The organism is Cobetia sp. (genome assembly GCF_983723665.1).
On sequence record NZ_CFDJES010000033.1, the window covers coordinates 3,569 to 16,024 of the forward strand.

A 12,456-nucleotide genomic window follows, 5' to 3' on the forward strand; every position below is an offset into this window, starting at 1 on the left:
GGACATGGCAAGCGGGCTGGACCGAGCGGATAGATCGAGGCAATAGACCGCAACCGAGCCAGACGCGCCTGACGCAAATGCCTACGCCAGTGGCGTGGGCAGGCACGCAGAGGGCGCCCCGGTCTGACCAGAATGTCGGAGACAGCCCGCCGCGCATTTCGGCTATCCTCACAAGGGCTATGCTCAGAACAGAGTGGGTCAATACCAATGACAATGCCCGCCGTCAGCGAGCAAGGAGAATGACGATGATGATCGTGGAGCTGATTGATCACGAAGACTTTCGTGAGCGGCTGGTGGCGCTGGGCGTGCAGATTTCCGAGCATGCCTGCGCGGATACCTGCGCGCGCATGGCACTCAGAAAGCATGCCGAGGTGGGCGTGCCGGGCCTGCAGGAACTGGTGCGCGAGCTGGTGATGCACTCCGATATCCTGCTGCCGTCGGTGCGCCAGGCGCTGGACAAGTATCTGCTGCCGGGACTGCGCTAGGCGCGGCACTCCTGAAAGATTGCGCGCCGCGCGCTGACACTGATTGCCAGATGAACAAAAGGGCCTGTCGACTGACAGGCCCTTTTGCGTGGGTGCTCACTCGCCTCTTTTCACTGCGCGCAGTGGCTCAGGTCGCTGCGTTGGCGCGATCGTATTCGCGCTTCTCCCAGCGCAGACCGCGGAACAGCGAGAAGCACATCACCAGCAGCACCACCGTGAAGGGCAGTCCCGTGGAGATGGCGCCCGCCTGCAGCGCACTCAGTGCGGTGCTGCCGCCGCCATACAGCAGGGCACAGGCGATCAGGCCGCCGGCCGCTGCCCAGAAGATGCGCTGGCGCGTCGGAGCATCCTGCTTGCCACCGGCGGTGATGGAATCGATCACCAGCGAGCCGGAGTCGGAGGAGGTCACAAAGAACACCAGCACCAGCACGATGGCGACGCAGGAGGTGATGGAGGACAGCGGCAGGCTGTCGAACATCTGGAACATGGCCATCGAGGGAGTGTCGATGCCCTGGGCCAGCTCGCTGCCGGCGGCTCGTGCCTCTTCCAGTGCGGTGCCGCCGAAGACGGTCATCCACACGATGGTGACCAGGGTCGGTACCACCAGCACGGCGGTGACGAATTCGCGCACGCTGCGTCCGCGCGAGATACGCGCGATGAACATGCCGACGAACGGCGACCAGGAAATCCACCAGGCCCAGTAGAAGATGGTCCAGCTATGGAACCAGCCTTCGTCGGGGCGATCGATCCAGTTGGAGAGCGGCAGCAGATATTCCAGATAGCCGACGCTGGTGGTGCCGAGCCCGGTGATGATGTCCATGGTCGGGCCGACGATGAACAGGAACACCACCAGCAGCGCGGCCAGCATCATGTTGAGATTGGAGAGGCGTTTGACGCCGCCATCCAGGCCGCGACTCACCGAGTAGATGGCCGCGAGCGTGACCGCCACGATCACGCCGATCTGACTGACCAGCCCATCGCCGATGCCGAACAGATGGTCCAGCCCCGAGGCCGCCTGTGCCGCGCCCAGCCCCAGAGAGGTGGCAAGGCCGAACAGGGTGGCCAGCACCGCGACGATATCGATGATATGGCCGCTCCAGCCCCATACACGTTCACCCAGCAAGGGGTAGAACACCGAGCGCAGCGTCAGCGGCAGGCCCTTGTTGTAGGCGAAGAAGGCCAGCGACAGGCCGATCACGGCATACATGGCCCACGGGTGAAGCCCATAGTGGAAGACGGTGGCCGAGAGTGCCGCCGTTGCGCCTTCCGGCGTACGCGGTGGTGCGTTCAGTGGCGTGCCGGACCAGTCGGTGTAGTACGCCACTGGCTCGGCGACCCCCCAGAACATCAGGCCGGTGCCCATGCCGGCCGCGAACAGCATCGCGAACCAGGCCATCCGGCTGAATTCCGGCTTGGCGTCGCGTCCGCCCAGACGCAGGCGGCTGACCGGGTGCAGGACCAGCAGTAGGCAGAACAGGATGAAGAAGTTGCTGGAGAGCATGAACAGCCAATCACCATGGGTGATGGACCATGCCTTGGCGCCGCCCAGTGCCGACTCGGCCGACTCGGGCATCAGCAGCGTGAACAGGATGAAGCCTACGATCAGCAGCGCACTGATGGTGAAGACCGGCTTGTGGACATCCAGCCCGAGTCGCTGAACATTGTCCTGACCGATCTGGTAATCCGTCACATACGGATTCGATGACATGGAGTTACCTCGTATGTTTTCTTTCGATAGCCGCTCCTGTGGGCATCTCGAGTCAGAATGAGGGACCTTGTCCCGCCTGGTGGAAGCGTTCAGACCTTGGTCTGAAGCCTTGTGCAACATGCGCCTTTCTGCCAGTTGCAGGTGGTGGCGTCAAACCTTGAGCCATCCTTGTCGTGCGCTGAAAGGCATTGATTGTATTAAGGTTTATGGATTTCCTATCCGTGCCGGAAAGTCATTCGGGGCGCTGTAAACTGAACAGGCTATCCGTGCGTGCATAGTCACTGCCGGCCATGCGCCCGATGGCACGCAGCACCTCATTGTCGACATGCCGCCCATCCCAGACCGCTGCGTCGGCATGCATCACCACCACCTCGGCCAGCACCAGTGAACCGGCCAGCGGCTGATCACCGAACGAGATGATGTCGCGCAGTCGACAGCCGAAGGCGATCGGGGCGCCCTCCACGCGCGGGACCGCAAGCGGCGGCATGGCCACCTTGTTCAGGCCCGCGTGGGTGAACTCATCCTCGTCGGCGGCGAGACTGGCGCTGGTGAGATTGAGCGCCTCGCTCATCGCCTCGCCACCGATGTGAATGACGCATTCCGCGACCTGCCCGAGGTTGTTGAGGGTGTCCTTGGTCTTGCCTTCGCCATTGCGCAGCGGGCTGAAGGCGAGCACCGGCGGATTGATGCTGGCGATGGTGAAGAACGAGAAGGGCGCGAGGTTGGTGTTGCCTGCCGCATCGATGGTCGAGACCCAGGCGATCGGCCGGGGCGCGATGCTGCCCGAGAACAGGCGATAGAGGATGCCTGCGGGAAGCTGGTCGGCGGCGATGAGGGAATGCGTGGTCGAGGAGGCAGTCATGGTGAGGGTCTCATTGCAGGGCTCTGGTTGTAGGGCTGTTGTTGTAGAGCTGTCATCGCAGAGCTGTCATCGCAGAGCGGGCGTTGCAGGGCATGGCTCTCGACCCGCTCAGGCAGCATGTCGCACGGCCCTGACATTGGAGAGAGTGTGAGCCCGCCAGGCCCAGAGCCCGATAAGCCAAGAGACCCGGCAAGCCAAGAGACCCGGCAAGCCAAGAGACCGCTAGACCGAGAGCTCGAGAATCTGGCCGTCGCGGCGAGTGGCGGCCGCGAATCATCGCTGATGGGGAACGCGAATCGCGCCTGACCTCAGGCCGATGGTGCTGGTGAAGAGAGACCTGTGTGGCCGCTGGGCGTGGAAAAGGCCCCGGGAAATTCTCCCAGATCATTGTCCCTATTTTTGGTGTGGTCAATTGTCGCAGGTCTTGACCTTTTTCGAGGATGTTGTTCCTGACGCCGCGGTCGAGTTCATTCCTTGTCTGACTCAAGTCACACAATGGGGGCGGGAAACCGGATTTTTGTGCAAAATTGGTAACCAGAGAGTTTCTGAGGTGTGTTTATTTGTGTATTTTTTATGATGGAAGGCTGGGCGTCATCTGGCAGAAAGGTGGTGAGTCCGCGTAAATGAATGACGGAAAATGACACTCATCAGGCCATTTGGTTCGGCATTGATCATGAGAATGGCATGCCAAGGTTGCGAAAAAGTGTCCCCTGTTGATCGGGAATGCCAGCATAATGTGAGACGCATCATGGTGCATTTACCTGTCAGGTCATGATCGATAATGATGCATGTTTTCTCGTCAATGAACGCCGGCCTCATACAAGTATCATGTCGGGAAAATGCCTCTCTCGCCCGGGTTGGGGGAGTACTTCAGCAACTTTTGAAAGGCTTATCGGTACAATTTTTGGCATTTAATTTCAATTGGTGGCTGTTTATTGGGGTTTTGTTGCGCAGTATCGTGTGGCGGTAGTGGTTGCTTCGACGCCACCTGGTGCGCCGATGGCGAGGACATCTGTGGGGATGCACTGAATTGTGACGCGACAAGGTCGTGATTCTCACGGGCATCATCAAGCAGGGCAGGGGGGCTGGCATCGCGGAGAAGGCCGGTGAATGACGAGCTGTCTGGCCCTGCAAGGCATGCACTGTCGCGACATCATTGCCGTGAGTGTCGGCTTCCCCCTCCGATCCCGCTGCTTTAACCTCCCTCGAGCGTGAGAGAACTCATGCCGCTCAAGGCATGATTGGCGCGCACCGGATGGCCGAAGTCATCCGCATGTGGCCCCTGGTGCGTCATCCTGCCCCGTAGTCAGCCCCCCTGTCTTTTCTCTATCCTGTGCCCGCCTGCGGGAAATCTTCTGATTTCGTTCGAAAGATCGACGGCTTCCTGTTGGTCATTTCTTCGAACGCTGTGTTCCACATGTGGGCTCGTCATGACGCCATGGCGTGTTCCAACGAGGTCGTGAGATGAGAAAAAGCCTAATGCGGGGGGCTCTGCGGGGACTCCCTATCCTCGCGGGATTATTGATGCTGTCCGGCTGTGACGCCGTACTCTTCGATCCCAAGGGGCCTATCGGTGAATCCGAAAAGTCGCTGATCCTGACTGCTACCTACCTGATGCTCGTGGTTGTTATCCCGGTCATCTTCATGACGCTGTGGTTCGCCTGGCGCTATCGCGATACCAAGCAGAGCAAGGCGACCTACACGCCCAACTGGGCGCATTCCACCAAGATCGAGATCGTGGTCTGGGGCATTCCGTGCCTGATCATCCTCGCTCTGGGCATCCTGACCTGGAAGAGCACGCACGAGCTGGACCCGCGTGCCGAGATCGTCGACGGCGGTGAGCCGATCGAGGTGCAGGTCGTGTCCATGGACTGGAAGTGGTTGTTCATCTATCCGGAGCAGGGCATCGCGACGGTCAATGAACTGGCCATGCCGGTGGATCGTCAGGTTCGCTTCCACATCACATCCGACACGGTGATGAACTCGTTCTTCGTCCCGCAGCTCGGTAGCCAGATCTATGCAATGGCGGGGATGGAAAACCGTCTGCACCTGATCGGCAGTGAAGTGGGTACCTACGACGGTATCTCTGCCAGCTATAGCGGCGCCGGCTTCGCCGACATGCACTTCAAGGCGCATGTCATGAGCGAAGGCGACTTCGACGCCTGGATCGAGAAGGCACGCGGCAGCAGCAAGGTGCTGGATGACGCTGGTCTTGCCGCTCTCAAGGAGCCGAGCGAGGACGTCGCCCCGACCTTCTATGGTCAGGTCAAGCCGAACCTGTATGAGCAGATCATGGCGCCCTACATGGACGGCATGGAGCTGGGCATGAGCGATGATCAGATGCGCCACATGAAGAAGGGTGGAATGCATCACGACAGCGCCGAAGACGGCATGTCCGATCATGACGCTTCTGGTCACGCTGAATCTGCGATGGCAACCGAGGAATAAGCAATGCTTGGAAAACTCACATTAGAGGCGATTCCGTATCACGAGCCGATCATCATGATCGTGCTTGCGGCGGTAATCCTCGGTGGTGCAGCCCTTGTCGGCTTCATCACGGTAAAGAAAAAGTGGGCCTACCTGTGGAATGAGTGGTTCACCTCTGTCGATCACAAGAAGATCGGCATGATGTACATCATCGTCGCGTTGGTGATGCTGATCCGTGGTTTCTCCGATGCGATCATGATGCGTTCCCAGCAGATGCTGGCGTCCAGTGGTGGTCAGGGCTATCTGCCCCCGGATCACTACGACCAGATCTTCACTGCCCACGGCGTGATCATGATCTTCTTCGTGGCGATGCCGCTGGTCATCGGTCTGATCAACGTTGTCGTGCCGCTGCAGATCGGCGCACGTGACGTGGCCTTCCCGTTCCTGAACTCGCTCAGCTTCTGGCTGTTCGTGGTCGGCGCGCTGCTGGTCAACATCTCTCTGGGTCTGGGTGAGTTCGCCAAGACTGGCTGGCTGGCCTATCCGCCGTTGTCGGGGGCCAATTACAGCCCCGGGGTCGGGGTGGATTACTGGATCTGGTCATTGCAGATCTCCGGTGTCGGTACCCTGCTGACAGGTGTCAACTTCATCGCCACCATCCTCAAGATGCGTGCGCCGGGCATGTCCCTGATGAAGATGCCGGTCTTCACCTGGACCGCACTGTGCGCCAACGTCCTGATCGTCGCGGCCTTCCCGATTCTGACCGCTACCATCGCGATGCTGACGCTCGATCGCTACCTCGACTTCCACTTCTTCACCAATGACCTTGGTGGAAACATGATGATGTACGTCAACCTCATCTGGGCCTGGGGCCATCCTGAGGTGTACATCCTGGTGCTGCCGGTCTTCGGTGTGTTCTCCGAAGTCATCGCCACCTTCTCCAAGAAGAAGCTGTTCGGTTACACCTCGCTGGTGTGGGCGACTCTCGTCATCACCGTCCTGTCGTTCATCGTCTGGCTGCACCACTACTTCACCATGGGTGCCGGCGCTGACGTGAACGCCTTCTTCGGTATCGCGACGATGATCATCTCGATCCCGACAGGTGTGAAGATCTTCAACTGGCTGTTCACCATGTACCGCGGTCGCGTCGAAATGACCTCTCCGGTACTGTGGACCCTGGGCTTCATCGTCACCTTCACCATCGGTGGCATGACCGGCGTTCTGCTGGCCGTTCCGGGCGCCAACTACGTACTGCACAACTCGCTGTTCCTGATCGCCCACTTCCACAACGTCATCATCGGCGGCGTGGTCTTCGGTGCGATGGCCGGTATCACCTACTGGTTCCCGAAAGCGACCGGCTTCATGCTGTGCGAGAAGTGGGGCAAGCGTTCCTTCTGGTTCTGGATCACTGGCTTCTACCTCGCCTTCATGCCGCTGTACATCCTCGGCTTCATGGGCATGACCCGTCGTCTGCAGCACGTCGACAACCCGCTGTGGGTGCCGTACCTGGTCGTCGCCTTCATCGGTGCTGTCCTGATCCTGATCGGTATCGCCTGCACCGTGATCCAGATCGCGGTCAGCATCAAGAACCGCAAGCAGCTGCAGGACACCACTGGCGATATCTGGGGCGGTCGTACCCTGGAGTGGAGCACCACTTCACCGGCACCGTTCTACAACTTCGCTCACGAGCCGCAGGTTTCCGAGCTCGACGAGTTCTGGGAAATGAAGGAACGTGGCATCGAGCAGGAGGCCAAGAAGCCTTATGCGCCGATCCACATGCCGCGCAACGCCGCTGCTGGCGTCATCATCTCCGCCTTCAGCCTGGTGTTCGGTTTCGCACTGATCTGGCACATCTGGTGGATGGCCGTGGTCGGGCTGGTCGGCATGATCGCTACCTTCATCGTGCGCTCCTTCAACTACGACATCGACTACTACGTGTCCGTCGAGGAAGTGGAGCGTGTCGAGCGTGAGGGTCGCGAGCGTCGCGCCCTGCCCAGCGCCCGCACACCTAACGACACAGTGGTTCAGGGGTAATCATGGCGAATAATGCAATGACATCTCACGATGGGGCGCATGACGCCCATGACGATCACGAGCATCACGATACCAACGGCCTGAAGGTCTTCGGTTTCTGGCTCTATCTGCTGAGCGACTGCATCCTGTTCGCGATGCTGTTCGCGGTCTACGTGGTACTGAGCCAGGCGTATGCCGGTGGCCCGACGGGCGCCGAGATCTTCGAGCTGAACTTCGTGCTGGTCGAGACCGCGCTGCTGCTGGCCTCGAGCTTCACCTACGGCCTGGCGATGCTGGGCATGAACCGCGGAGACAGCTCCGCGGTGATCAAGTGGCTGATGATCACCTTCGCCTGTGGCGCAGGCTTCATCGCGATGGAAATCTATGAGTTCTACCACCTGATCGTGAACGGCCAGGGTCCGGACAAGTCCGCGTTCCTGTCTGCCTTCTTCACCCTGGTCGGCACCCACGGTCTGCACGTGACCGTCGGTCTGATCTGGATGGCGCTGCTGATCTTCCAGGTCAAGAAGAAAGGTCTGACGGAAGTGCATCGCGGTCGTCTGATGATGCTCAGCCTGTTCTGGCACTTCCTGGACGTCATCTGGATCTGCGTCTTCACCGTCGTCTATCTCACAGGAGTGATGCTATGAGCCATTCCAACAACGACCACAACGACAATCACGGCAGCGTCAAGCAGTACGTGACCGGTCTGATTCTCTCCATCATCCTGACCATCATCCCGTTCGGGATGGTGATGATGATGGATGATCCGGGTGTCGGCGTGATCTGGGCCATCTACGGTTTCGCCATCGCTCAGGTCTTCGTGCAGCTGTACTTCTTCCTGCACCTGGACGGCTCCAAGGAGCAGAGCTGGAATGTCATGGCCATGCTGTTCACCGTGGTGATCGTGGCAATCGTCGTTGGTGGTTCCATATGGATCATGATCGAGCTGAATCAGAACATGATGCCCATCTGATAGCGTGAGCCTGATGATCAAGGACTACCTGCGTACCACCAAGCCGGGCATTATCTTCGGCAACCTGATCACCGTCAGCGGCGGCTTCTTTCTCGCTTCCGGTGGTGAGGTGGATTGGGCGCTGTTCATCGCCACCCTGGTCGGGGTGGCGTTGATCGTGGCCTCAGGCTGTGTGTTCAACAACTGCATCGATCGCGATATCGACCGCCACATGGCACGTACCCAGGGCCGTGCTCTGGTGCAGGGCGACATCTCGCTGAAGGGGGCCTTCGTCTTCGGCAGCGTGCTGGGCCTTGCAGGCTTCTGGCTTCTGGCCGCGATGACCAATCTCATGGCGATGATCGCCGTGGGGCTGGGCTTCGTGATCTATGTCGGGGCCTACAGCATGTGGCTCAAGCGTGGCTCGGTGTATGGCACCCTCATCGGCTCACTGTCCGGCGCTGCGCCGCCAGTGGTCGGCTACCTGGCCGTCACCGGTCAGGCGGACATGGGGGCGCTGCTGCTGTTGATCATCTTCAGCATGTGGCAGATGCCGCATTCCTATGCGATTGCCATGTTTCGTGTCGATGACTATCGGGCCGCCAATATTCCGGTACTCCCGGTAGCGCGAGGCATGGAGCATGCCAAGCGTGTAGTGACGGGGTACATTGCCGGCTTCATCCCGGTGTCGCTGTTGCTGACACTGTGGGGATATACCGGCATCTGGTATCTGGTAGTCGCGACCGTCACGGGTGGCTGGTGGCTGTATCTGGCCGCCTGGCGCCTCAAGGATCAGCCTGATGCCTCCTGGGCACGCAAGCTGTTCGGCTTCTCCATCATCATCGTCATGGCGCTCAGCCTGATGATGAGCCTGGACACGCAGCTGTAATCCAGCCGTAGTACCTCTCGGGTGACCCGCCTTCGGCGTGTTGCCCGGGTGAAAGCCAAAAAACCCGCCACCGGCTTGCCGGTGGCGGGTTTTTTCTTGCCTGTCTTCCAGAGCCTCAGGTTTCGAGGACTCAAGCCCTCAAGCCCTCAGGCCAGCTGCAGATGCGGCTCCTGCTGTTCCTTGAGCGCTTCCTGCATGCGCTCGGCATACCAGTCGACGAAGTCGACGACACCGAACTCGAAGGTCGCCGAATAGGGGCCGGGCTGATAGGCGCTGGAGTTGACGCCGCGCTGGTTCTCTTCCACCAGCTGACGGTCCTGATCATTGGTGGCATCCCACACCTTGCGCAGCTTCGCCAGGTCGTAGTCGACACCTTCCACCGCGTCCTTGTGCACCAGCCATTTGGTGGTCACGCGGGTCTTGAGGGGACCGATCGGGTCGACCTGGAAGACCACGGCGTGATCGCCCATGAAGTGGTTCCAGGAATTGGGCAGGTTGAGGATGCGCAGCGAGCCCATGTCGGGGCTTTGCAGGCGTCCCAACAGCTTCTTGCACGCCGGAGTGCCGTCCGTGGTCATCGAGACGGTGCCTTCCAGCAGCGGCGTGCGCGTCATGCGATTGCGGCGACCGAAGCGCACCAGTTGATAGGGCACCTTCTCGGCATCCCAGTCGGCCTGCTTCTTCGCGACCAGCGCCTTGTAGGCCTCGGTGGCACGCGGGTCATCGGTGTCATCGAATTCCTGCAGGGTGTTGAGCAGCTCCGGGTGGGAGCCATCGCAGTGATAGCACTCGCGATTGTTCTCGATCACCAGCTTCCAGTTGCCTTCCTCGATGATGGAGGAGCTGGCCGCGACCTTGACGTTCTCCATGTCGTAGGGCTTGAGGTAGAACTCCAGCGTCTTGAAGAACGGCTCGCAGTTCTCGGGCTGCTCGGCGAGGTTGATGAACAGCATGCCGCCGGCTGAGCGCACGTGGACGGGATGCAGGCCGTATTCACTGGTGTCGAAGGTGGTGCCCATGTCGGAACCGGCAAACAGCAGGCGGCCATCCAGCTCATAGGTCCACTTGTGATAGCCGCACACCAGCTTGGCGACCTTGCCACGCTCGGTGCTGCACAGGCGGGACCCGCGATGGCGACAGACGTTATGGAAGGCATGGATGGCCCCGTTGTCACCGCGCACGATGATGATCGGGCTGTTGCCTACATCCATGGTCATGAAGTTGCCCTTGAGCGGGATCTCGCTGCTGAGGCCGGCAAACAGCCACTCGCGCTCGAAGATCTCCTTCATGTCGAGATCGAACAGGCGCTGATCATTGTAGAAGGGCTGGGGCAGGGTGTAGCCGGGACTGCGGGCCTCTAGAAGCCGCGCGGCGGCCTCGCGTACCGCCTGACGCTGCTGATCCTGAGCGTGTTCCAGTAAGTCGCTCATCGCGGTGTCCTCGCACGGTCGGTAGGCGCCGGGAGCAGGGTCGCCTTGGGTTGAGTGAGTGTGCTGATCATTGTTGTTGTGAAGCCGGGACAGAGGGAACGAGTGAACAGACCATTGCCGGGCAGCACCGCGGGGCGACATCGGCGCACCCATGAGGGAGTGCCGATGCATCGCGCGGTGCGTCATCCCGTCCTGGTCGGTTCGGGTGTCGAGGGCGGCGCAGGCAGAGTGCCGCTCGCTCGACAGGATAGTCAGCGTGGAAGTTCAGGCAGCCCGCATGACGTCTGAGTGGCATTGCCACGCATGGAGCGCAGTGTGGCTGAGGTCAAGTCGCGACTTATGTCTGATGGCGACGCTCAATGATGTATTTCCGACGCCGGTCGTCTGCGCAGGGGCTTTGAGGCACAGGCAGGCGTAGCGCTGAGGCGGGGGCAGGGCGCTGCGGGGGCGGGAGTGGAGTGATCGGGCATGTTTCTGTCGTGCACGGATAAATGCTTGCCGGGCGCTGACTCGACAATCCTGAGCATGTCCCACCGTTGGCCGCGCACGCAGCGCAGGGTGGCCTGACACTGTCTCTTCAAGAACATGTCTCCAAGAACAACATGCCCAGCGAGGCCTTCATGAGCACCACTCTCAGCAACTTCAATCCGGTTACGACACAGACCTGGACCAACGGTCGACATAGCGTGCGCTGCGTGAAGGTCATTCAGGAAACCTGGGACGTTCGCACCTTCTGTTTCATGGCCGAACAGCCGGTGATGTTCTTCTTCAAGCCGGGGCAGTTCGTGACCCTGGAGCTCGAGATCGATGCCCAGCAGATCATGCGCTCCTACACCATCTCCAGCTCACCGTCGGTGCCCTACAGCTTCTCGATCACCGTCAAGCGCGTGCCGGGCGGGCTGGTCTCCAACTGGCTGCACGACAACCTCAATGAAGGCGATGTGCTGGCGGTGCACGGCCCGGTCGGCAACTTCAACTGCATCGACTACCCGGCGGAACGCATTCTGATGCTGTCCGGTGGCGTGGGTATCACGCCCTTGATGTCGATGGCGCGCTGGTACTTCGATACCAATGCCAACGTGGACATCTCCTTCGTGCACAGTGCGCGCAGCCCGCGCGACATCATCTTCTGGCGTCAGCTCGAGTTCATGGATTCCCGCGTGCCGGAGTTCAACATGCACGTCATCTGTGAACGCTTCGAGACCGGCCAGACCTGGTCCGGCTATCGCGGCTACCTCACCGACGCGATGCTCGAGATGATCGCGCCGGACTTCATGGAGCGCGAGATCTTCTGCTGTGGCCCCACGCCCTACATGAATGCGGTCAAGCATCTGCTGCGCAGCCACGGCTTCGACATGAGCCGCTATCACGAGGAATCCTTCGGGGCCACGCCGGTCGATGTCGAGGAAGAGGCCATCGAGCAGGCCGAACAGGCCGAGGTGCTGGCCGATGAGCTGGACCGCTCCGATCTCACGCGGGTCGAGTTCTCCGCCACCGGCAAGTCGGTGCAGATCGCCCCGGGCGAGACCGTCCACGCCGCCGCCGCCAAGCTCGGTCTGCATATTCCCAAGGCCTGCGGCATGGGCATCTGCGGCACCTGCCGGGTGCAGAAGGTCTCGGGCGAGGTCGAGATGGAACACAACGGCGGCATCACCGATGAAGACGTCGCCGAAGGCTTCATCCTGTC

General features: G+C 60.4%; 10 protein-coding genes. 7 read left to right on the plus strand and 3 right to left on the minus strand.

Translation table 11 applies throughout. The annotated features are described in order from the left end of the window. Positions 1-245 precede the first annotated feature (245 nt). Positions 246-485: a hypothetical protein gene (locus AC4FAH_RS05275; protein ID WP_043333148.1), complete on the plus strand. Its 240-nt coding sequence runs from the start codon at positions 246-248 to the stop codon at positions 483-485. A gap of 127 nt (positions 486-612) precedes the next feature. On the opposite strand, the gene AC4FAH_RS05280 is transcribed toward AC4FAH_RS05275, so the two are convergent. Both AC4FAH_RS05280 and AC4FAH_RS05285 read right to left on the minus strand, forming a co-directional pair. Next, the gene (locus AC4FAH_RS05280; protein WP_043333147.1) at positions 613-2,193 is read right to left on the minus strand and encodes a BCCT family transporter; all 1,581 of its coding nucleotides are present in this window, start codon (positions 2,191-2,193) and stop codon (positions 613-615) included. Between the two features lie 232 nt (positions 2,194-2,425). Continuing rightward, positions 2,426-3,055, minus strand: coding sequence for a flavin reductase family protein (locus tag AC4FAH_RS05285; protein WP_052384477.1), 630 nt, complete (start codon positions 3,053-3,055; stop codon positions 2,426-2,428). Between the two features lie 1,479 nt (positions 3,056-4,534). Here AC4FAH_RS05285 and cyoA point away from each other — a divergent pair. The 5 genes from cyoA to cyoE are packed head-to-tail and all read left to right on the plus strand — an operon-like array spanning position 4,535 to position 9,339. Next, positions 4,535-5,503 carry a ubiquinol oxidase subunit II gene (cyoA, locus tag AC4FAH_RS05290; protein WP_084589337.1) on the plus strand — a complete coding sequence of 323 codons (969 nt, stop codon included), beginning with the start codon at positions 4,535-4,537 and terminating at the stop codon, positions 5,501-5,503. 3 nt (positions 5,504-5,506) lie between these two features. Next, positions 5,507-7,516: a cytochrome o ubiquinol oxidase subunit I gene (gene cyoB, locus AC4FAH_RS05295; protein WP_052384476.1), complete on the plus strand. Its 2,010-nt coding sequence runs from the start codon at positions 5,507-5,509 to the stop codon at positions 7,514-7,516. A 17-nt stretch (positions 7,517-7,533) separates the two neighbouring features. Then, complete coding sequence (gene cyoC / locus AC4FAH_RS05300) at positions 7,534-8,145, plus strand: cytochrome o ubiquinol oxidase subunit III (protein WP_378080002.1); 612 nt, start codon at positions 7,534-7,536, stop codon at positions 8,143-8,145. Beyond that, complete coding sequence (cyoD, locus tag AC4FAH_RS05305) at positions 8,142-8,471, plus strand: cytochrome o ubiquinol oxidase subunit IV (RefSeq protein WP_043333144.1); 330 nt, start codon at positions 8,142-8,144, stop codon at positions 8,469-8,471. The genes cyoC and cyoD overlap by 4 nt, the downstream gene beginning before the upstream one ends. Positions 8,472-8,484: 13 nt before the next feature. Continuing rightward, complete coding sequence (gene cyoE / locus AC4FAH_RS05310; protein ID WP_043333143.1) at positions 8,485-9,339, plus strand: heme o synthase; 855 nt, start codon at positions 8,485-8,487, stop codon at positions 9,337-9,339. Between the two features lie 146 nt (positions 9,340-9,485). Here cyoE and gbca read toward each other — a convergent pair whose 3' ends face one another. Then, on the minus strand, positions 9,486-10,769 hold the full coding sequence (gbca, locus tag AC4FAH_RS05315) for a glycine betaine monooxygenase oxygenase subunit (RefSeq protein WP_192838586.1): 1,284 nt from the start codon (positions 10,767-10,769) through the stop codon (positions 9,486-9,488). A gap of 620 nt (positions 10,770-11,389) precedes the next feature. Between gbca and gbcB the strand changes: the two genes are divergently transcribed. Beyond that, the coding region (gene gbcB / locus AC4FAH_RS05320) for a glycine betaine monooxygenase reductase subunit (protein ID WP_490245743.1) at positions 11,390-12,456 on the plus strand (1,067 nt) is incomplete at its 3' end.

Excerpts from the sequence above, each read along its gene's own strand:
- AC4FAH_RS05275 (WP_043333148.1), top strand. The coding sequence starts at position 246 with ATGATGATCGTGGAGCTGATTGATCACGAAGACTTTCGTGAGCGGCTG.
- AC4FAH_RS05280 (WP_043333147.1), bottom strand. The coding sequence starts at position 2,193 with ATGTCATCGAATCCGTATGTGACGGATTACCAGATCGGTCAGGACAAT.
- AC4FAH_RS05285 (WP_052384477.1), bottom strand. The coding sequence starts at position 3,055 with ATGACTGCCTCCTCGACCACGCATTCCCTCATCGCCGCCGACCAGCTT.
- cyoA (WP_084589337.1), top strand. The coding sequence starts at position 4,535 with ATGCGGGGGGCTCTGCGGGGACTCCCTATCCTCGCGGGATTATTGATG.
- cyoB (WP_052384476.1), top strand. The coding sequence starts at position 5,507 with ATGCTTGGAAAACTCACATTAGAGGCGATTCCGTATCACGAGCCGATC.
- cyoC (WP_378080002.1), top strand. The coding sequence starts at position 7,534 with ATGACATCTCACGATGGGGCGCATGACGCCCATGACGATCACGAGCAT.
- cyoD (WP_043333144.1), top strand. The coding sequence starts at position 8,142 with ATGAGCCATTCCAACAACGACCACAACGACAATCACGGCAGCGTCAAG.
- cyoE (WP_043333143.1), top strand. The coding sequence starts at position 8,485 with ATGATCAAGGACTACCTGCGTACCACCAAGCCGGGCATTATCTTCGGC.
- gbca (WP_192838586.1), bottom strand. The coding sequence starts at position 10,769 with ATGAGCGACTTACTGGAACACGCTCAGGATCAGCAGCGTCAGGCGGTA.